Genomic DNA, 20,305 nt, shown 5'->3' with positions numbered 1-20,305 from the left:
AGAAGCGAACCATCGATGACACCTGGCGCCACATCGGACAGCTCGTCACAACCATCGAGCCCAGCGAATGCAGCAACTACTTCGCCAATGCCGGATATGCTTCCGTGAAAACCTGAAACGCTCTAGGCTGTAGTGACAATTTAATCATTTGAGCCAGAGCATGATGGCGGCGATTTTGATGAATCCCATGAAGTTGGCGGCGATTTTGTCGTAGCGCGTTGCGATTCGCCGCCATTGCTTGAGCTTTGCAAAGAAGCTCTCGATCCCCCAGCGGGCCTTGTAGGCGATGCGGTCGTAGGCTGCTGATACTTTCGATGACGGCGTGGTGGAATGACCGGTTCGCCACCTTGTTCGAGAGTAATGTCATGCAGGCTGTCGGCGTCATAGGCGCGGTCGGCGAGCACCTGCTTGGCCGGCAGCCCCCGGACGAGATCGCAGGCAGGCGCCATATCATTCTGCTGGCCGGGTCCCAGGTGAAGGCGCACCGGCAAGCCGAGCGCATCGACTACTGCATGGATCTTGCTGCCAAATCCCCCGCGGGAACGGCCGAGAGCCTGGGCTTGCGGTCCCCCCTTTTTCGGCGTCCGCCTGCCGCTTGCGCTTGTGCCCGGATCACCGTGGCGTCGATGGACAACCACTCCATATCCGGATCGATCGCGACGGCTTCGAAAATCTTGTCGAAGATGCCCTGTTCGATCCAGCGATAGTAGCGCCGTTTGATCGTCTGATAGGGGCCGAAGCGGTCTTCCGGCAGATCACGCCAGCGCGCACCCGACCGGGCGAGCCACAATACCGCATCGAAGAACCGGCGTCCGTCACTACGCGGACCGCGCCGGCCTTTGCGACCGCCGGGCACTAACGGCTTCAGCCGCTCCCATTGATCGTCTCGAAGAACCTCACCATCCATCGCCAACCTCCAAAAGTCAGCGTTGAATCTGATTTGCTCCCAAAACGGAATCCCAAATCATTAATTTGTCACTACAGCCTAGCGCGGCGGCGGCTTCTGTGGTCGAGCGGTTTGCCAGACGTGTCGGGATGCGGGAATAAAGAACGGCACCGGCCACGCCCACGACCGCATAGAGCACGAACATCAGCTTGATGGCAATCTGTCGACCAAGCCCGACGAACGCCCTCGCATCAGGCAGGGCGTCGGCTAAGGCGCCGACGAGGCTGTGGCGCGCGAACGTCCTCGTCCCATCGGAATCGCCGACGTGCGAGCTTGCTATGCCAATGATGCGGGTCGAGCGCGCGGTGCCGTTTCCATTCACCGAAGGCGCCCAATAGCTACCCTTCACAACAATGATCCAGCAAGCCTTTGGACGCGCTAGACGCTAGGAGAGGATGCGCCCCCGCCTTGCCTCGTCGCGTGCTGCGCTTACATCGCGATCCAGTGAACACCTCTCCTCAATCGAGGGCGCCGAGAATTTGTTCAGCGGAGTGCCGGTTCATCAAGCCGGCTCATGCTCGGACGATTCATCAGTCAAGATCAAGCGAGTCGGATCTTTCAAGTCGAACTCAATAACACGTGGCACGAAGAGACGGGCATAGCGCGTGAAGGCGCTGGTCGGCGGAAAGCGAATTACCGTATCGCATCGGGCGAGAAGGTACATCTCTGTAAGAGCAGAGATACCGCCGTCCACTCCGAGCGATGCACTGTGTAATGGCCGGCCTGGCCCTCCTGGAAGCATTTCGGGATAGTGATTGATCGGGAAACACACCGAGTAAATGGTCCCGTACCTGCGCGCTGTCCGTACACAAGAAAACCATCACAGGGCGTCGATGCGGTAGCGCTTTGGCCTTCTCGATGGCAGTGCACACCTGGCGTAAGGCCAACTCCGGATCGGCCCAGTAGGGCGCATGGTCCATTATATCTTCGCCATTGCCGTGCCGTACGTGCACACCGATGATACTGCGCCCCTTGAAGTGCTCCTGATCGATGGCGTGAATACGAGCCGGAATTTCCGGTCTAAGGTTGAGGCTCTGAAATATCTGGCGTTCGGCAGCTTGGTCGCACCGCCACATAGGCATCACAAACTACCGTGTTGGCATCAGTATCGTCCTGGGCTTAAAGAAGCTCGGTTCACGTTCCCGGAAAATTTGTTCATCGGGGCGGTAAACGCTCTCGATTGAGGGCTTGTTCCACCATGATGGGAAGAACGGTCCCGGAAATGAGAACTGGTGATCTGGTCATCGCAAATAACCCGTACGCCAGCAATATCTTGAATCGGCTCGAAGAACACCGTAAAAGCGTTGGTGAAGGGTTGATTGAGATAGCAGGAGCCACGCCAATCGATGGCCAGCGTCCGCCCCGTTCGCTGTGCATAGCGCCAAGCTGCCGCCAGCGAACAGAGACAATCACCGAAACCAGTCCGCCGTCGAGAAACAACATACCGATCCCTCTTCAGGTCGCCAGCGAGCATGTTCGTTGCCTTGTTCTGGAAAAGCGCATCGGCTTAAATTCTGCTGAAATTCTGCATATCAATTCCCGGACCTGCATCAGCGATCGTGATTCTCGCCAATTTTTATGCATGACCCTTCGTCTCACAGATTTACGATTTTCCGCCAGACTGGAAGTTGCGGCGCCATACGCCTTTTCAGTCCGGGCGGTGAAGTCGCCGCATATCGCTCCGTCATCGTTCAGTCGTTTATCTCGCACCCGATCCAACCCATCGGCATCGCACTTGGGTCGGAGCGAGAGGCCGGAGCTTCCGCGCAAATTGGCTGTGACGTATGTTGCGGTACGGCTCATGTTGGCGCGCTTCGCCGATTCATCGAGGATGGCGCCGATCTAGGCTGCAAACTCATAAACGGGGTTTTCTAACCGGATGGGTGATGATTCAATGAGGCTTTGATTTGGAGGCCTTGCGTGACTCGCCGTCGTTTCGACCTGACTGATTTCGAGTGGGCGATTATTCAGCCCTTGTTGCCCAACAAGGTTCGCGGCGTGCCGCGGGTCGATGACCGGCGAGTGATCAACGGCATTTTGTTGCGGTTCCGCACAGGCTCGCCTTGGGCAGACGTGCCGGAACGATATGGGCCTTATACCACCTGCTACAACCGTTTTGTGCGATGGAGAAAAGCGGGTGTTTGGGATCATGTCTTGCGCGAGATCGCAAAGGCCTTCGACGGCGACATCGTTATGATCGATAGTTCCTGTGTCCGCGTTCATCAGCATGCGGCCACGGGAAAAAGGGGGATCGAGACGATGGCTGCATGGGACGTTCCCGCGGCGGCCTAACGACGAAAATCCACGCGGTCGTCGACGCAGACGGCAGGCCGATCAGCCTTGATCTGACAGCGGGGCAAGCCCACGACAACCGGATGGCAGAGCCGATGCTGCAGGACATGCGAGAAGGCGCGATCCTCCTTGCTGACCGCGCCTACGACACCAACGCCTTGCGAGACGCCTGCTTTCACCTCTCGACGGTGGTCACCATCCGGGCGGCAGTTATCGGCTTAGCCAAAAGCGACGCTCCGGCAATCTGCGGAAGATTGGGGCCAGTGCTCGGATCTAACGAAGCACAAACCGATGGGGTCAGTTCTTCAATTCGGCAAGTGGGACTAGTTCCTCGAGTCGTTTGACAGCCATAGCCGAGCGATTCTATCCGGCGCTTTCAGGCTTCCGGAAGGTTTCAATCTGCTCCAGAGCTTTACCCAGAGTAGGTTAGAAAGCCGCCAATGCCGAGCCATGATAAGTTCTTCCAGGGAGCGACGACGCAAGTCCCCCGCCGTCGCGACAACAGGCTCGGTCCGTTAGTAGGAACCGTGGAGCTCGAATTTTATCTATGCCGTGAATGGGTATCATCCAAACAATCGATTTTACGAATTAAATGGCGTGATCCATTAGACGAGCATCTTGACGGAAATCAAGTTGTCGATGGCGCGCCAGTGGTGTAGAGGGATCAAATGTGTGGCTTTGGAATGTAATGCTTGCATAAGCGGTCGATCAGCCCATTGCATCACCTTGCAATCGTCGACAGCTCGGGGGTTCACCACCAATCGCACTCGGTACAGTCCGCAACGAGCCGCGGTATTGACAATTCAGACGAGGCGGCCTGGTGACCGCTATTTTGGGAAACGGCCTACGCTACACGCTGCCACGCGCGCGTTTTGACCTGCGTCCACGCGCGGCGTCATCATCCTACCCTTTGGGCGGCCGGTCTCCGAATGGCCCACCAAGATAATTTACCGGAAAGGACGAGAGCAATGACGCAACTCGATTGCTCGTGCGAAGTGCACGGTGAGCGCGATGACGGCACTGGTCGTCACAGCGTTTATTTGACGTTCGACGACGGTCCGCATCCATTTTGTACACCGGAGATTCTTGATATTCTGGCTGAACACCGGGTGCCGGCAACATTCTTCGTCATCGGCGAGTTTCTGGCCGATCAATCGAAATTGGTCCAGCGAATGATTGCAGAGGGGCATGAAGTCGCCAACCACACAATGACGCATCCAGACCTGTCTGACTGCGAACCCGACGAGGTGCAACGTCAGATACTCGAGACAAACAGAGCCATAAAAATGGCGTCGCCTCAGGCGGTGGTGCGGCACATCCGGGCTCCTTACGGCATCTGGACCGAAGAAGTACTCAAGGCTTCGGCGAATGCGGAACTCACTGCCGTGCACTGGTCGGTAGATCCACGAGACTGGTCTCTTCCCGGGGCCGACGCCATTGTCAATGATGTGCTGCAGTCTGTCCGACCGGGGTCAATCGTGCTCTTGCACGACGGTTGTCCCTCCAGTGAAATGCAGCAAGGAACTGACCGCAGTCTGCGCCACCAGACTATTATGGCGTTATCTAGGATAATTCCAGCTTTACATGATCGCGGCTTTGTATTCCGCTCGCTTACTCGGGAGTTCTGAAGATCCGATGGATATGCTTGACACAACCAGCACTGTCGCCGTCTCGCTTTATGCACTTCTCTCGACTGCTTATAAAAGCATGCAGGCCGTTTATTCTCTGCCGACCGATGTTTCATTGGCGTCCCAGGGCTTGGCCGGCTTTGACGAGCTGCCCAGCGTAGATGTCATCGTGCCAAGCTTCAACGAGGATCCCCGCACGCTTTCGGAGTGCCTGGCTTCTATTGCGGGTCAGGAATACGGGGGAAGGCTGCAGGTTTACCTAGTTGATGACGGTTCCGAAAATCGCGAGGCTTTGCGACCTGTGCACGAGGCCTTCGCAAGAGACCCCAGATTCAATATTCTCCTGCTTCCCCAGAATGTCGGTAAACGGAAGGCACAGATCGCCGCGATACGCCGCTCTGCTGGAGATATGGTGTTAAACGTCGACTCCGACACGATCCTCGCATCTGACGTCATCAGGAAGCTCGTGCCTAAAATGCAAGATCCGGCTGTCGGCGCGGCCATGGGACAGTTGACGGCCCGCAACCGAAACGATAGTTGGCTGACCCGTTTGATCGATATGGAGTACTGGCTGGCTTGCAACGAGGAGCGTGCGGCACAAGCTCGCTTCGGAGCCGTTATGTGCTGCTGCGGTCCATGTGCTATCTACCGTCGCTCTGCGCTCGCTTCGCTGCTTGACCAGTACGAATCACAGTATTTTCGGGGAAAGCCAAGCGATTTCGGTGAGGATCGGCATCTCACCATTCTCATGCTGAAGGCAGGCTTTCGAACGGAGTACGTGCCGAGCGCCATCGCAGCGACAGTCGTTCCGAACAAGCTAGGACCGTATCTGCGCCAACAACTACGCTGGGCGCGGAGCACGTTCCGGGACACGTTGCTTGGGCTGCGCCTGCTGCCCAACCTCAATCGCTTCCTTACGCTCGACGTTGTCGGACAGAACCTCGGACCGCTGCTTCTGGCACTATCAGTGCTGACGGGGCTCGCACAGCTTGCATTGACGGGCAACGTGCCTTGGTTGCCAGCCCTGATGATTGTGGCCATGACGATGATCCACTGCAGCGTTGTCGCGCTTCGGGCCCGCCAACTACGGTTCCTCGGGTTCTCTCTGCACGCATTTATCAGTATTTTTCTGCTACTTCCCTTGAAAGCCTACGCGCTGTGCACGCTGAGCAATAGCGACTGGCTGGCGCGCAGCTCTGCTGGCAACTCGAATCAACATCCGACGACTGATGCACGCACTGGACATGCGACAGCGCCTCGAAGGCTCAACCCCGCCCGCGATCCTGCCAGGCGAACGACGTCTGACTGCATGTGCAGCGACGAGTAAGATCTATTTACCGAGGTGAACGAGTTGACACAGAGCGACAATTATCAATTGCTGAATCGGGAACTGGCTGCACCCGATCCATGGGGACTCGAGGCCAATCCATTCGAGCGTGAGCGTCACACGCAAATGCTCCGCTTGGCGCTTGCCCAGGGATCCATCTCAAGTGCGCTCGAAGTGGGATGCGCTGCCGGCGCATTTACGGTGCAGCTAGCCCCCCACTGCAAACGGCTCACCGTGATCGATGTTGTGCCTCACGCTATAGAAAGATCGCGTCGACGCATGAGGGATTCTCCGCACATCAGCTGGATAGTCTCTGATGTTCAACAGTTTTCACCTGACGAGAGGTTTGATTTGATCGTTGTGGCGGAAGTGCTCTACTACATTGGAGGAATAGCCGAGATGAGAGGGGCTGTTCGGAATTTAGTGCGGATGCTTGCGCCAGATGGATATCTGGTTTTCGGATCGGCGCGCGACGCTAATTGTCGTCGCTGGGGCCACGTTGCTGGTGCTGAGACGGTCCTCGGCATGCTGAACGAAACTTTGCTCGAGGTAGAGCGGCTTGAGTGTCGGGGTGGGTCGGTCAACGAAGATTGCTTACTCGCCTGTTTCCGGAATCCAATTTCTGCCTCCTAACGGCCCCAACCCTCGACGTTCAGACATGGAGACACTATGCGCGTCTGTGGTATAAAATTGACCCGTGACGGAGCGGACGCGCTTGTCGAGGATGGGTGGCTCGCCTCCTGCGTCGAGCAGGAGAAGCGGGGCAACAACCCGCGATATGAAACTGTCGACAATCTCGACGCGATTGTCGCCGCATTGGCGCAACACGGTCCGGATCCACGCGTTATTGATCAAATCATCATCGATGGAAGGGGTGACAATGCTGAAAGTTCTCTCGAATCCGTCGAGGGCTCCGGTCTCGTTCCAATGACAGGGCATTTTCCTGCAAGAACTATCATCGTGATAGGTGCCACGCGGCCACCGCAGCCCGTGGCTCCGCCTCGTGGCGCCGATCTGCCTGGAGGACCGTGCGCCTTATATAGTCAGCCCTCGAACTCCGGATTGTGAAATGTTGTTTAAGCATCAGACGCGGATGAGATGCCAGGACAGAATTCCGGCTGTTGTCCATCTCGATGAATCTGCACGATTGCAGACCATCCCAGGCACTCTCTCCGTGAAGTCGCCGAGCTACTCTTCGAATGTAACAAGCTCAGGGACATTCGGCTGCTCTGCAACAGAGTGCCAATTACCACGGACGAGGCGTTTTCCCGGATGCTGCTGCAGCCCTTTAATGGAGACGCAATGAACACATCATACGGTGCGATGGACCAAGAAGAACACAACCAACCGAAGAAATGCCAGTCAACGGCGCCCGAGGGTCAGATGAGCGCATGTTCATGTCCGCAATAGATTTTTCCGACGTAAGCAAGACATATGGCGACAAGGCCGTGGTCAACGCGCTATCGTTCCGCGTTTCCCCGGGGCAATGCTTCGGGCTGCTTGGACCGAACGGCGCGGGCAAGAGCACGATCGCACGCATGATCCTTGGCATGACAGCCCCTGATGCGGGGAAGATTACTGTGCTCGGCGTGCCGGTGCCTGCCCAGGCTCGCTTGGCGCGAAAGGGTATCGGCGTGGTGCCGCAATTCGACAACCTTGAGCCTGAATTCACTGTGCGCGAGAATCTGCTGGTCTACGGCCGCTACTTCGGCATGAATACACGCAAAGTCGAGGCGGTCATGCCGTCGCTCCTTGAGTTTGCACGCCTAGAGAGCAAGGTGAATGCGCGTGTATCTGAACTTTCAGGCGGCATGAAGCGGCGCCTGACGCTAGCGCGTGCGTTGATCAATGACCCGCAGCTACTTGTCATGGACGAGCCGACCACCGGTCTCGACCCGCACGCGCGCCACCTGATCTGGGAGCGCCTGCGTTCCCTGCTTACGCGCGGCAAAACGATCATCTTGACCACCCATTTCATGGAAGAGGCCGAACGGTTATGCGATCGACTCTGCGTACTCGAAAGAGGTCGCAGCATTGCCGAAGGGCGTCCGCATGACCTGATCGATGAACTGATCGGGTGCGAAGTCATTGAGATCTACGGCGGCGATCCGCATGAATTGGAATCGCTGGTCGGGCCATATGCCGATCGCGTCGAAATTAGCGGCGAGACCCTTTTTTGCTATGTGTCCGACCCGGAGCAGGTGCGTGTGCGGTTGCGGGAGCGCGCGGGCTTGCGCATTCTGCAGCGTCCGCCGAATCTTGAGGATGTGTTTTTGCGGTTGACCGGGCGCGAGATGGAGAAGTGAACGATGGGTGAAGGTTGTGCCGCGGCTCTGCCCGCCAACGCTTTTAACTGGATTGCGATATGGCGACGCAACTATCTGGCATGGAAGAAAGTAGCACTTGCGTCAATTGTTGGAAGTCTGGCCGATCCTATGATCTACCTTTTTGGCCTCGGCCTTGGCCTCGGAATTATTGTGGGTCGCGTTGACGGCACAACCTACGTTGCGTTCTTGGCGGGCGGCATGGTGGCGACAAGCGCGATGACCTCTGCGACGTTCGAGACGATTTACGCGGCCTTTACGCGAATGCACGCCCAACGCACCTGGGAAGCCATGCTCTACACACAAATGACACTTGGGGACATCATCCTGGGTGAGTTGGCATGGGCAGCGAGCAAGGCATTTCTTGCCGGTACGGGAATCATAATCGTCGCCACCGTGCTAGGCTATGCGACGTGGCCATCAGTCGTCTATGTGCTGCCAGTTATCATGCTCACTGGATTTGCATTCGCGAGCCTTGCGATGGTAGTCACGGCGCTTGCGCCCAGTTACGAGTATTTCATTTTTTACCAGACGCTCGTCCTGACACCAATGCTGTTCTTGTGCGGCGCGGTGTTTCCAATCGCGCAACTGCCCCAGGCCTTTCAGCAGGTAGCGCAGTTCTTGCCTCTAGCGCATGCGATCGACCTCATACGCCCGGCAATGCTTGGGCGCCCCGCGGGCAGCATGGGCCTGCATATAGGCGCGCTTTGCATCTACGCGATTTTGCCGTTCTTCCTGTCGGCAGCGCTGTTGCGTCGGCGCCTGATGTCTTGACGCTACTCGCCACCGCGCCATGAGGGGTATTGCGATGCAGTATCTTGAAAAGACCCGCAGAGCTCTGAAGAAATCATCATAGTCCGGAACAAATGAACCCGTGTCGGCGCCGGTGAGACGATGCAGGTTTTTCGCTCTGCAACTGGCCACCTTGCTAATGTCGATTGGAGCTGCGTGAACCTTCGACTTGCGTCGTCGACAAACTGTCGAGGAGGTTGTTTCATTGGTCGGTTGAACGGCGGGCGTAGGAGAGCATCTGTCCAGTTCCTCCATACTTGGTCGTCAGTCAGCGCGGCTGTTGGGCCAGCGGCGACAGGATCGATCATCCGTGAGACTGTAGCGGCGGCGTCTCAAAGAGGCTCCTCATTCCGACGCCATGAATCACGCCGAACGACAAAACCACGAAAGAATGCTAGGAAATCCTGAGACGTCTCATTACCTCATGGGGCGAGGGCATGCGGGATGCTTCCTGACATAGCACGTCCCGCATCCAGAGGCTTGCTTGATCACTATTGTGAAGCGCGGGCCATTGGAGGGCTTGTGTGAATGCGGGCAACGGTATCGGAAGGTCGGCGATCCGTAGGGGTATTGTCTTTTCGAGCTGCTTGACCAGGCGTAAGGGCATTGTCGCTATGCGCTCGGTCCCTGAAAGCATGAACGGAACCATGCTGAAGCCCTGCACGACTACTTCGACATGTCTCTTAAGCCCATGCCCAAGCAAACACCATTCCTCGATGGAAGCCGTCCTAGCGTTCCCAAACTTCACCACAACGTGTCCCATCGACATATACCTCTCGAGTGTAAGTTGCTCCGAGAGTAGCTTGTTCGAGTGGCAGCCCACGCACACGAGGGTCTCCTCGAATAACGCCACCTTAGGATGTGCGCGCGACATGAGCAATTCCGGAAAGATGAGAAAATCGGCGTCACCGCGCCGCAAGTAATCATCGTAGTTATCGGCGATCGGCAGCAACTCGAAGCTGACGGCGGGCGCTTCTCGGGCGACACGCGTCACGACCTTTTCAAAAAAAACCAATGCGGCGTAATCGGAAAGAATGACCCTGAAGCAGCGATCCGATTGAGCAGGGCAAAACGGATCCCAGGATATGATCGAGACCTGGATGTGAAGCAGAGCCTCGCGGACCGAAGGCGCGAGCCGCTCCGCACGCGGGGTTGGAACGAGTTCGCGACCGACCATGGTAAAAAGGTCGTCATTAAAATAGGTGCGTAACCTGCCGACCGCCGCGCTCATGGCCGGTTGGCTCAAGTTGATGCTGCGCGCTGCCGCCGTGAGATTACGCTCGGTCATCAGGGCGTCGAGTGCGACGAGGAGATTCAGATCAAGGCCCTTGAACCGCATGTCTTCATCCGTAGCGAGGTGGCGAGATAAAAGGTGAAAAGGCTTGGTCTCGCGGTGCGGCGCCACGAGAGACCAGCAAGCAAAGGGTCGCCTAAAATTGAGAAAGTATCGATGTTCCAGCCGCCGTGGCTTTGATGGTCTTACTGCTACCTTCAACCGACACGATTCAGTGGTGCCTGATCAATCTGGCGAGTAGCAGTGTTTTCCGCGGATAAAGGTTTCGGTCTGCGACGTCGATCACTTCGGCGCCTTGAATATGTACTTCGGGGGGTAAGACGCACTCGTAGCACTCACCTTCTTCGGCAGGAGTATCTTGGCAATTGAAGTCTTGAGTGTGCTCCGCTGAATGGGCTTTGTCAGCACCATTCAGGTTTGCGCGGGGGTCACTTGTCGCCGGGCCGCAATCTTGGTTACGATCATCTGCTGCAAGTGACGGCCCGGCCCGCAATGTCAATGCGAGCAACGCTGCAACGATGACGTAGTAACCAATAACCTTCATGAGACGTTTCCTTTCTTCGACTAAGGCCAGGCGATACCAGGTAGGATTGATGCCATTCCGCCGCCAGTGCTTCGGGGCTATAGGCGTTGTTGGATTGGTTGAGAGCCTTTCAACGGATCATACCCGGTGGAGTGGAGACGGCCGTCTATGGAGCATCCGCGAAAATTGGTGAAATCTATTGTTTAAATGCGAGTCATCCATTTGATGCATGCAGACGATGTCTTGCCTGCCCGAACCAACAAGTGTCGCCAACCCCACTGTTTTCAGGGGCGCGTTTTCACCCAGTCCTTCTATCCTCAGTGGGCTTGCGCATGTCGTTGCCGCCATCCCCTTCATCCGGGATAGCAAAGGGCGCCGCATGCGGGAGGGACACCCCCGCGTCTCCCGTCAGGCTACGACATTTTGTTCGATCGGCTGCCTTGTATGGAGAAGACCGAATTCCTGACGTTTCAGTGTCGTCGTTTTGCAATGAGATAGAGGTATGGCCGCAAGCCGGCTGGGTCGACCACGTTTGGCCTCCATCGCGGAACGTCGCCGTTAGCTTTCGACGTTCATTTCGAAGATCGTAGCGTGATGAACAAGTCGGTCCACCGCGGCAAGCGTCATGGCCGGGTCCGGAAAGACGCGGTTCCATTCTCCAAAGGGCTGATTGGCGGTGATGATGATGGAGCGCCGCTCATATCTTGCGGAGATGAGTTCGAAGAGCACGCGGGTTTCGGCCTGGTCCTAGTGACGTAGGCCAGGTCGTCGAGGATAAGCAGATCGAACTTGTCGAGCTTTGCGACGGCGGATTCGAGCTGGAGTTCACGCCGTGCGACCTGCAGTTTCTGGACGAGGTCGGTCGTGCGAGTGAACAGCACCCGCCAACCGTTCTCGATTAGCGCGAGGCCGATGGCCGCGGCGAGATGGCTCTTTCCGCCGCCCGGCGGACCGAACATGAGGATATTGGCACCTTTGGCGAGCCAGCTATCGCCAGCGGCAATGGCCATGACCTGGGCCTTGGAGACCATAGATACTGCATCAAAATCAAAGCTGTCGAGCGTCTTTCCCGGTGGCAGGTTCCGCCTGGGCAAAATACGCCGACGCTTTGCGCAGAATCTCGTTGGCCTGACGAAGCTCGCGGTTCTCCCGCTCAAGAGCCTTCATCTTCTCGGCGACATCGTTCGGCCGGCCTGCTCGCTTACCGCTATCGACCTCGGTCTTCTTCACCCATTCGTGCAGCGTGGCCGGCGAGCAGCCGATCTTGGCCGCGATAGATGAAACGGCAGCCCACCGCGCGGTGCTCGGCTTCGTGATCCAGCACCGTGCGGATGGCACGCTCACGGACTTCAGGCGAGAATTTGTTCGTTGTCTTGCTCATATCGGCTCCAATCTCTCATGAGTTAAAGCCTCCGGCAAACTCGGCGCGGTTCTTGAATCCTAAAAAGGGAACCGGCTATAGGCTTGTGTTTTTAAGCAAAACGTCACCCTCCACTCCTCGGGGATACTCAACTACCATCTGGAAGGAAGGTAAGAGCTCAAGAATGGCGCGCAGGGGAAGCTGGCGTTCATAGAGCTCATGATCACTATACTCAGTATATATGTAACGCGTTCTCATCAGGATCTGATTGCCACCGGCAATAACGTCGGCCTCGGCTCCCTGCACATCCATCCAGATGAGATCTATGTTCTCTAGGCCAGCTTCGCTGCACCAGTCATCCAGCCTCCTAGTCTCAACCGAAATCGGAGGGTCAAACCGAACCCACTCGTACTCAGAAAGATGGTTCTTGGGACGGCGTATCGAGCCCGAGAGATCCCATTCCTTAGCGCTGTCATTGCCATTGCTGGGATGAAACTCGATCCTCGCGTTTCGGTCGCTGATCGCAACCTCGGATAGCCTCATCCGATCCCGATAAGAACCCATTTTTCCTTGAAGCGTGCAGCGGCTCTGGGGTCTGGCTCAAAGCAATAGAGCTGGGCGCTCGGAAGAAGGCGCAGAAAGCGTTGAGCATCGCTTCGTCATTGCACCCAATGTCAAAGATTACAGGGTTAGGCTTATCGAGAAGCGAAACGATCTGTCGATGTACGTTTAACTCACACACCGGATCCATCACAGTCTCCTTAAGTTTTCGAAGTGCCCTGCTGAACGAGCTCGGGTAGGATATCACTGAAATACCGAGCCATATGGCCCTTCTTTCGACATGGTTGTTGACGCTTCGCCGTGCGATTACGTGGGCACGGCGCATTGTCGGTCGCGGGCTTTGCTATTCGCGAGTTTGTTTGGCGTAACGAAGCGATTCCAAGCTATGCTGAAAGCCCACTAGTCACCGAGGCCTCAGCGGGGACGGATACCTGTGATTTGCGGCCACGTACCGGGCTTAAGCATATGCAACGCTGCTCCCAAATCTGCCGAAGTTCATTTAGGAAAGTCTCACGACTACCTGAAACCGGCGCGATTCCATCCAAAATGTCGCCAACCAGGGCTTCTCCCTCAATCCTAATTAGAAATACTCACGGCCTGCAGGCTGGAGGGGCCTGTGCGGATCTCACATACAGTCTCTTGCCGATCCAGGGTGGAATATGCACGCGCCTGATGGAGACTTGCGTAAGGTGGCAAGGAAACTGCTAGTTTATTCCACTCCTCCATCGTTGAGATTCGCTTCTTGACGAGAAATGGACCGATCACAAGTGCATCCAGGTCGGTCGTCAAAAAGGTCGTTACGGCATCCCTAACCGAATCCACTACCGGCTCGGCGTTGTTGTTAAACGACGTGTTGAGCAAGATCGGAACGCCGGGTTGCTCTCCAGTTCGTTTCGAAAGGTAGGTCGCTCTGGCCTGGCCACCGGCTTTCGTAGTTTCATAGGGTGGCGCTTGACAGTGCACCTAGAGCTCACGGGTCGAAGCTGAAATCAGATCGTGACCGGATCGGTGACATTGCCGACAATCGGCGCTAACAGAAACCCAGACCGAAGCATTTGCGGCAGTAACGCCGCGTAACGCATCCACATTACCCAGTCCTTCATCTTTCCGCCCGACAGCCACAACGACGTTTGGTGGTCGCTGCAAAGGTCGCACACCGTATCCTTGCAGCGGCGAGTGCGCCTGCTCCGAGGCATAGCACACAGAGTTCCGCCGCCGGCCTCCGTCACTATGCGCCAGTACCGAACTCAGCTCCACGCGGTGGGACCGCCATTGATAATCACGTCGAACGGCGCCCACAGCGTGAGAACCGATCTGCGCTCAATGTGCACAACGCGAGAAGGGGAAGCAGCAGAAAGATGACCAGCGCGCGGTGAAGACGAATAGGAGGCGGCATCGACCGGGGCAAAAGTGCGTCCCGTGAGAGCCCACTGAAACGTCGAGAAGCAACGACCAAGATTCTACCCGATCACGTCGAGTGCAAGATAACGATCGAGACCAGGCAGCAGACCGACTGCCTCATCTCGTTTTCCCAGCACAGTCTCCACGGCACCCGAGGACCCATTTTAAGAACTCCGAATTATGGCTTTTACAAAACGCTTCTTCAGCGTCTTCTAGGGGCAACCGTTTCGATCAGTAAAATCGATTGTTTGGATGGAATGCATTCATAAAAACGATGGCGTGACTCAGCAGTGAAGCGAGCGGCGACCCCACCCTTCTCTCAATGGCGGCCGTGTGCAAGGCAGTCTTGTCGTAAAAGCAACACTCCTTCGCTACTCCTGTTTCAGCCGACAAAGCCAAGCCGCATGTTCGTCTCGGCACATTGATGAGCCTAATGGCGGCGCTAGCTGCAAGGAAACTGCGTTCGGTCTTAATCAGCACTGGCGCTGCGAGTGCCGCGAAACGTGGGCCAAGCGCTTCTACATTTTCCCCCGGCGTAAGTGCGCAGCATCTGGTCGTTGAAGCGCCAGCCGACGAAGGAGAAGCCTGGGTTGGTGCGCGGCTCCTTCACCACTTTAGGGATCGGGACGATAAATCGGCAGAGGCCGCGGTAACTCCAAAAAAATAGCGCAGCGCTAAAAAATTGGCCTCAGGCTAGACCGTGGGTATAGACTGGTAGTCCAGTAGGCGCTATTCGTGCTGTTCCAGCATAACATCAGCCACCCCGTGGATTCTCCAAGGCCTCTTATATTGAAAAAAGTGCAACGCAGTTTTGCCGTCGAGTACAAGAACGGCAGGCGAAAACTTGATGCCAGATCGAACTCGATCTGGGGCAATGTGGATCTAAAGTCAGTCGCGCGCGATCTAGAGGAAGAGGCATTGCCTTTTCTGTCAGGTAGCTCTCAGAGTGGCAAACCCGACAGCGAAATGTCTTTGCCGGAACAAGATCAGGCCGAGCAGTTGTTGACAGCGCCCATCGGGCCGTCGACAACTGCATCAGATATACAGGAGATGAGCATGGCCGACGAGACTAATACGACAACCAAGGTCGATGGACAGACCGTTGTCGAAACGCCTAATGCGCCGAAGAAACAGCGCAAACCGCGCGCCAAAAAAGTCGCGGCACTCGAGACCGCGTTAGCTGACGCTACGGCAGAGCCGGCAGGTGCGCTGGCCGGGGACGGTGGTGTGAAGAGGAGAGGGCGCAAGACAAAGGCTATCGAAGCCACGGCGAGGGCCAAACGCGCACCTGTGCGCCGTGCTCCAAAGGCTGTGCAGGCAGCGCCGGCTGCCCCGATGACGGCGAGCGATGAAATGGCAGACCTTTTGCAGTTGGAAGAGGAAAATCAGCGGCTGCGCAAGCTTCTTGCTGAAAAACTTCGCGCTGAAAATGAAGATCTGCGCAAACGGCTCAAGCTCGAATGATATAAGCGGCCGGTCAATAAGCGACCGTATCTACATTCTTATCGAGACAAACAATTCGGCAACGGTGAATGCTGTTGCCGGACCCCAAACTCACTGCCTGCTTGCGGGATAAAACGCGAGGTCAGATAGATGGCGTCTCCCTGGAAACTTCTTGCCCGACTGATCTCACCGGGCCGCGAACAAAAGCGAGAAAACGGCTCGGACCAGAAGGTTACGCCGGACACATTGGCCATTGCCGGTCCGACCGAAACGCCTGCCGAGAAGAGCCTGATAAGCGCCGTTCGACCGGCAAGCGAGGGGCTTCCCCGTCACGGCCATTCTCCTGCAATTTCCACCGAGTTTGTTGTTTCTAAAGAAGTCGGAATCGGTGGCCACGATCAGGTCGACGGCCAAGATGCCAAAAACGTTGAGGCGGCCGATCCACCTCCATTCGGCGGGCTTGGTACCGACATCGCCGCTGGGCACGATGCTACGAGGCTTGAGCGAACTCTCGAGGTCGCCCCGCGTAAGAAGGCATCAGCCGCGATTGCAAACGCTGCCCCGGCAATTCACACTGCGGACCAGATGAGCCTCGACGAAGACATCAGGGTGCTCAGGGGGCAGTTAGCCAGAAAGCTAAGGCTGCAAAACGCGCAGTTGAGAACAATGCTGGAGCGGTTTGAACGGTGACCTGTCGCAGTGCAACAACCTGTCGCCCCGGGCATGTCGTGGAGCCAGCGGCAGCATCACCTGTGTACGGCAAGGACAAATAATTGGGTTCCGAACACGGCCCCATTTCGTCGAGATCGACGACAAGAGTGTTTAGGTGTTTAGTCCCGGCATTTGATGGATGGGATCGATGATGAATCGATCTGGCTCCAAAGTCCATTGTTTGCAGATGAACTCGTAGGGCGTGAGGCCCTTTAGCGTCTTGAGCCGGCGCCCGAAATTGTAGGCGTCGATAAAGTCGGCCAGATGTTTTTTTAATTGCGCATGATCGTCGTAGTGGAAGCGCTTGACGGTCGCCTCCTTGATCGTTCGGTTCATCCGCTCGACCTGTCCGTTGGTCCAGGGATGCTCACCTTTGTCAGGCGATGCTCGATGCTGTGATCGTCGCAGACCCAATCGAAGATGTGCTGGAAGGCATTTCGATCACAAGCTCGGTTAGTGAACTGAATGCCATTGTCGGTCAAAACGGTGTGAATGGTGTAGGGCACTGCCGCGATCAGATTGCGTAAGAACTGGGCGGCATTCATCTTGCCGGCTTTGGTGTAGAGTTCTGCGAACGCGAACTTGGATGTTCGGTCAAATGCGACAAAGAGATAGAGCTTGCCCTCGGCCGTCTGCACCTCGGCAATATCGATGTGGAAATAGCCGATCGGATAAGTTTTGAACTTCTTCTTCGGTTCCCTGTCGCCTCCGACCTCCGGCAGACGTGAAATGCCGTGGCGCTGCAAACACCTGTGTAACGACGAACGCGTCAGATGTGAGATGGTCGGCTGAAGAGCGTAGAGGCAATCATCGAGCGGTAGCAACGTATGCCGGCGGAAGGCGACGATAACGGCCTCTTCTTCGAGGGAAAGGGTCGTCGAGTGCGGGTCCTTCGGGCCTGTGGGAAGATCGACCAACGATGTCCGTTTCTTCCATTTCGCTACGGTTTTCTGGTTGATCCCGTATCGCTTCGAAAGCGTTCCCAGGCTCTCCTCACTATTTTGTATTGCTCGACGGATTGCCTCTGTCGTCGTGGCGCTCCCGTGTAGAACCTGGCCCATAGTGCTTCCCTCCATGCCAAAGAAAATATTGCCCCATCAAATGCCGGGACTAAACACCTAGGCCATGTTCTAGGCAATTAACCGCGCTCGATCGCCACCGTGAACATCGAGCCTGCCGCAGGTTTCCTGGATGCGCGTCTCCGCCGCCTGCGCAATCGAAGCCGCATTGGTGGCGTCAAGCTGAACTGTCCGGGCGTCTGGTCGGTTTTGAACGAAGGTGTCGCTGCTTCAAGTTGGCGCGCGCAACCGAGCCGGTGAAGCCGTGCTGCGCCAGACCTTTCACGATATTGACGGCGGATTTCTTTGCCAGTGGCGAGAGCTGAACTGTGACGCGATCGAGACCGACACATGCCATGGACTGCGAATTCAGCGATCGATTTAAAATCGAGCAATTGGGAGCTTGCCTCCTGCCTAACCTCTCGACGAACTCGAGCTCGATTATGTGACCACTTCAAGGCCCTCCGTTTGCCAGTCTAGATCGGCTGGCGGCCAAGATAAGCATCGAACGCGGCAGCGACATGGCGAAGGGCAGAGCGACGTTCGTGCCGCACACGGACTAAACCGTTGTCAAACTCAACGATCCCATCCTCAGCCAGAATCTCTAGCTGCTTAGCTGAACTCACTAGATGGGTCTGATCAAATCCCTGAGCCGTACTGATTGTTGATATGTCCGCCTCCAAGTAGCACATGAGCTGTTCGATGATTGCAGCTCTTACGCGATCCTCGGTAGTTAAACGGTAGCCCCTTGAGATCGCCAAGCGGCCGGATGCTATGTGTCGGTTATAACAGCTTTGCGTGAGATCGTTTTGAACGTAACCGTCGCCGCAACGACCAATGGCGGACGCGCTCAAACCGATGACAGTTGGGCAGGTTTCGGCAGAGTAACCAAGCGAATTTCGGCGCAGACGACCAGCTCTCTGTGCTATTGCAAGCTCGTCATCCGACAAAGCAAAATGGTCGAGACCAATTTGCAGATAGCCTGCTGCAACTAACGTATCGGCCATGGCTGAGGCCTGCTCAGCTCGCGCGGCTATATCGGGCAGTGCTGCTGTGTCAATCAAGCGCTGATTTTTTCGAAAAGATGGAACGTGGGAATAACCGAAAACCGCGAGGCGGTCGGGACGCATCGCAATAGCGAACATAGCGCTCTCGAGACAGGACTGGACGGTTTGGTTCGGCAAACCGAACATCAGGTCGAAATTGATACGCCTGACCCCATACAGGCGGAGGTTTTCGACGGCGGTCATCACTTGCGCCTCGCTCTGAATCCGGTTGATCGCTTTTTGTACGACGGGATCGAAGCTCTGCACACCGACGCTTGCGCGATTCACACCGGTTCTTTCTAGGGCTTCGGCCATATCGGTGGTGAACGTGCGCGGGTCGACCTCAATGGCAATGGTTGCACCTCGCTCAAGCGCAAAACGGCCGCGCAGGAGTTCCATTAGCGACAGGAAGTCTGCCGATGGCATAATGGTCGGGGATCCGCCGCCAAAGTGCACGTCACCCACGGAGAGTGCCTGCGGCACTTGCTCGGCGACCAGGCGGATTTCCTCGCGCAGCATTGCCAGATAATCGGTTATCAAAGTGTCCCGACGAGTGATGCTAGGCCTTATACCACCTGCTACAACCGTTTTGTGCGATGGAGAAAAGCGGGTGTTTGGGATCATGTCTTGCGCGAGATCGCAAAGGCCTTCGACGGCGACATCGTTATGATCGATAGTTCCTGTGTCCGCGTTCATCAGCATGCGGCCACGGGAAAAAGGGGGATCGAGACGATGGCTGCATGGGACGTTCCCGCGGCGGCCTAACGACGAAAATCCACGCGGTCGTCGACGCAGACGGCAGGCCGATCAGCCTCGATCTGCCAGCGGGGCAAGCCCACGACAACCGGATGGCAGAGCCGATGCTGCAGGACATGCGAGAAGGCGCGATCCTCCTTGCTGACCGCGCCTACGACACCAACGCCTTGCGAGACTTGGCCAAGGAAAAACGGGCCTGGGCCAACATTCCGGCAAAACGTAATCGCAAGGCCAGCTTCCCCTTCAGTGCATGGGTCTATCGCCAACGCAACTTGATCGAACGGTTCTTCAACAAACTCAAACAGTTCCGGGGCATTGCAACCAGATACGACAAAGACCCGCGCAACTTTCTCGCCGCAATCAAGCTGGCAGCAGCACGCATCTGGATCAGATCGTTATGAGTCTACGCCCTAGTCGGAAAACCACAATACCAGCACATCGAGCGGCAGAATGGAATGTGGAGATAGAGCGAGACAGCGTCATCAGTTCCCTGGCTTCTCAGCCATTGCTCATATGTGTGGGCGCCGATTTCTGGAGAAAACTCCTGTATTGTTGGGTAGATAGTATACCAAGGCAACTGCGCCCCGCTATTTGTGTTCGGAACGAAAATCGACGACGGTGCACGCAAAGACTTTCGCCTGCAGTCCGTGTCACGTTCACATTCAATATTTGACACGTTTTTTTCCCTCGAAAGCTGGGTCCTATTGGGCATGTGCCACGCCCGGAATGGACTTGATGTTCGATTTGACGTCGCATTCGGAAAGGGCCTTCGGCTCATCGCCAGGCTCGTCGCGGCTCGTTGCGACGCTGAGGTGCTTCTTGCGGCGCTTCGCCGCCTTGTCT

15 protein-coding genes and 11 pseudogenes are annotated in these 20,305 nt (G+C 56.4%); 12 read left to right on the top strand and 14 right to left on the bottom strand.

What is annotated here, in order from left to right:
- Positions 1 to 116: pseudogene (locus EFR00_RS31820) on the top strand (IS630 family transposase); the annotation flags it as partial.
- A gap of 28 nt (positions 117 to 144) precedes the next feature.
- On the opposite strand, the pseudogene EFR00_RS31815 reads toward EFR00_RS31820, so the two are convergent.
- The 4 genes and pseudogenes from EFR00_RS31815 to EFR00_RS31805 all read right to left on the bottom strand — a co-directional run.
- Positions 145 to 907 (bottom strand): annotated as a pseudogene (locus tag EFR00_RS31815) (IS5-like element ISRel11 family transposase).
- A 16-nt stretch (positions 908 to 923) separates the two neighbouring features.
- Positions 924 to 1,295, bottom strand: a complete 372-nt coding sequence (locus EFR00_RS31810; RefSeq protein WP_077989437.1) for a hypothetical protein — start codon at positions 1,293 to 1,295, stop codon at positions 924 to 926.
- 153 nt (positions 1,296 to 1,448) lie between these two features.
- The gene (locus tag EFR00_RS34355) at positions 1,449 to 1,610 is read right to left on the bottom strand and encodes a nodulation protein NodZ (protein ID WP_408988003.1); all 162 of its coding nucleotides are present in this window, start codon (positions 1,608 to 1,610) and stop codon (positions 1,449 to 1,451) included.
- 154 nt (positions 1,611 to 1,764) lie between these two features.
- Positions 1,765 to 2,420: pseudogene (locus EFR00_RS31805) on the bottom strand (nodulation protein NodZ); the annotation flags it as partial.
- A 446-nt stretch (positions 2,421 to 2,866) separates the two neighbouring features.
- On the opposite strand from EFR00_RS31805, the pseudogene EFR00_RS31800 reads away from it, so the two are divergent.
- The 8 genes and pseudogenes from EFR00_RS31800 to EFR00_RS31765 all read left to right on the top strand — a co-directional run.
- A pseudogene (locus tag EFR00_RS31800) lies at positions 2,867 to 3,402 on the top strand (IS5 family transposase); the annotation flags it as partial.
- A gap of 804 nt (positions 3,403 to 4,206) precedes the next feature.
- Positions 4,207 to 4,866: a chitooligosaccharide deacetylase NodB gene (nodB, locus tag EFR00_RS31795; protein ID WP_040111870.1), complete on the top strand. Its 660-nt coding sequence runs from the start codon at positions 4,207 to 4,209 to the stop codon at positions 4,864 to 4,866.
- A gap of 7 nt (positions 4,867 to 4,873) precedes the next feature.
- Positions 4,874 to 6,193 carry a chitooligosaccharide synthase NodC gene (gene nodC / locus EFR00_RS31790; RefSeq protein ID WP_040111869.1) on the top strand — a complete coding sequence of 440 codons (1,320 nt, stop codon included), beginning with the start codon at positions 4,874 to 4,876 and terminating at the stop codon, positions 6,191 to 6,193.
- Between the two features lie 15 nt (positions 6,194 to 6,208).
- On the top strand, positions 6,209 to 6,826 hold the full coding sequence (nodS, locus tag EFR00_RS31785; RefSeq protein WP_077993555.1) for a nodulation methyltransferase NodS: 618 nt from the start codon (positions 6,209 to 6,211) through the stop codon (positions 6,824 to 6,826).
- 36 nt (positions 6,827 to 6,862) lie between these two features.
- Positions 6,863 to 7,261, top strand: coding sequence for a carbamoyltransferase N-terminal domain-containing protein (locus tag EFR00_RS31780; protein WP_245304453.1), 399 nt, complete (start codon positions 6,863 to 6,865; stop codon positions 7,259 to 7,261).
- On the top strand, positions 7,161 to 7,499 hold the full coding sequence (locus EFR00_RS31775) for a carbamoyltransferase C-terminal domain-containing protein (protein WP_408988002.1): 339 nt from the start codon (positions 7,161 to 7,163) through the stop codon (positions 7,497 to 7,499). Before EFR00_RS31780 ends, EFR00_RS31775 begins: the two co-directional genes overlap by 101 nt.
- Before the next feature lie 85 nt (positions 7,500 to 7,584).
- On the top strand, positions 7,585 to 8,499 hold the full coding sequence (nodI, locus tag EFR00_RS31770) for a nodulation factor ABC transporter ATP-binding protein NodI (protein WP_018247215.1): 915 nt from the start codon (positions 7,585 to 7,587) through the stop codon (positions 8,497 to 8,499).
- Positions 8,500 to 8,502: 3 nt separating this feature from the next.
- Positions 8,503 to 9,291 carry an ABC transporter permease gene (locus EFR00_RS31765; RefSeq protein ID WP_009998866.1) on the top strand — a complete coding sequence of 263 codons (789 nt, stop codon included), beginning with the start codon at positions 8,503 to 8,505 and terminating at the stop codon, positions 9,289 to 9,291.
- 412 nt (positions 9,292 to 9,703) lie between these two features.
- Here EFR00_RS31765 and nodD1 read toward each other — a convergent pair whose 3' ends face one another.
- The 6 genes and pseudogenes from nodD1 to EFR00_RS31735 all read right to left on the bottom strand — a co-directional run.
- Positions 9,704 to 10,648 (bottom strand): transcriptional regulator NodD1, encoded by a 945-nt coding sequence (gene nodD1 / locus EFR00_RS31760; protein ID WP_040111866.1) that lies wholly within the window; start codon positions 10,646 to 10,648, stop codon positions 9,704 to 9,706.
- A gap of 166 nt (positions 10,649 to 10,814) precedes the next feature.
- Positions 10,815 to 11,147, bottom strand: a complete 333-nt coding sequence (nolE, locus tag EFR00_RS31755) for a nodulation protein NolE (RefSeq protein WP_009988764.1) — start codon at positions 11,145 to 11,147, stop codon at positions 10,815 to 10,817.
- A 387-nt stretch (positions 11,148 to 11,534) separates the two neighbouring features.
- Positions 11,535 to 12,238: pseudogene (gene istB / locus EFR00_RS31750) on the bottom strand (IS21-like element helper ATPase IstB); the annotation flags it as partial.
- Positions 12,219 to 12,507 (bottom strand): annotated as a pseudogene (locus tag EFR00_RS31745) (transposase); the annotation flags it as partial. The pseudogenes EFR00_RS31745 and istB, both read right to left, overlap by 20 nt.
- A 75-nt stretch (positions 12,508 to 12,582) precedes the next feature.
- Positions 12,583 to 13,029 carry an FkbM family methyltransferase gene (locus EFR00_RS31740; protein WP_269465932.1) on the bottom strand — a complete coding sequence of 149 codons (447 nt, stop codon included), beginning with the start codon at positions 13,027 to 13,029 and terminating at the stop codon, positions 12,583 to 12,585.
- Between the two features lie 401 nt (positions 13,030 to 13,430).
- A pseudogene (locus EFR00_RS31735) lies at positions 13,431 to 13,980 on the bottom strand (carbamoyltransferase C-terminal domain-containing protein); the annotation flags it as partial.
- Between the two features lie 1,257 nt (positions 13,981 to 15,237).
- Here EFR00_RS31735 and EFR00_RS31725 point away from each other — a divergent pair.
- A complete protein-coding gene (locus tag EFR00_RS31725) occupies positions 15,238 to 15,912 on the top strand; it encodes an MreC domain-containing protein (RefSeq protein ID WP_040111950.1) in 675 nt (224 codons plus the stop codon).
- A 129-nt stretch (positions 15,913 to 16,041) separates the two neighbouring features.
- A complete protein-coding gene (locus EFR00_RS31720; protein WP_040111865.1) occupies positions 16,042 to 16,581 on the top strand; it encodes a hypothetical protein in 540 nt (179 codons plus the stop codon).
- A gap of 132 nt (positions 16,582 to 16,713) precedes the next feature.
- Here EFR00_RS31720 and EFR00_RS31715 read toward each other — a convergent pair.
- Together EFR00_RS31715 and EFR00_RS31705 are read right to left on the bottom strand one after the other, a co-directional pair.
- Positions 16,714 to 17,663, bottom strand: a pseudogene (locus tag EFR00_RS31715) (IS481 family transposase).
- Positions 17,664 to 18,136: 473 nt separating this feature from the next.
- Positions 18,137 to 19,381, bottom strand: a complete 1,245-nt coding sequence (locus EFR00_RS31705; RefSeq protein ID WP_237350515.1) for a radical SAM protein — start codon at positions 19,379 to 19,381, stop codon at positions 18,137 to 18,139.
- Between EFR00_RS31705 and EFR00_RS31700 the strand changes: the two are divergent.
- A pseudogene (locus EFR00_RS31700) lies at positions 19,271 to 19,863 on the top strand (IS5 family transposase); the annotation flags it as partial. The gene EFR00_RS31705 and the pseudogene EFR00_RS31700 sit on opposite strands and share 111 nt — an antisense overlap.
- Positions 19,864 to 19,874: 11 nt before the next feature.
- Here EFR00_RS31700 and EFR00_RS33820 read toward each other — a convergent pair.
- A pseudogene (locus EFR00_RS33820) lies at positions 19,875 to 20,138 on the bottom strand (coproporphyrinogen III oxidase); the annotation flags it as partial.
- Positions 20,139 to 20,178: 40 nt separating this feature from the next.
- A pseudogene (locus EFR00_RS31690) lies at positions 20,179 to 20,305 on the bottom strand (nitrogenase); the annotation flags it as partial.

It is taken from the genome of Rhizobium sophoriradicis (genome assembly GCF_003939025.1).
GTDB lineage: Bacteria > Pseudomonadota > Alphaproteobacteria > Rhizobiales > Rhizobiaceae > Rhizobium > Rhizobium sophoriradicis.
Note: the sequence above shows the minus strand (reverse complement) of the source record. Positions and strands in the feature narration are given on the sequence as shown.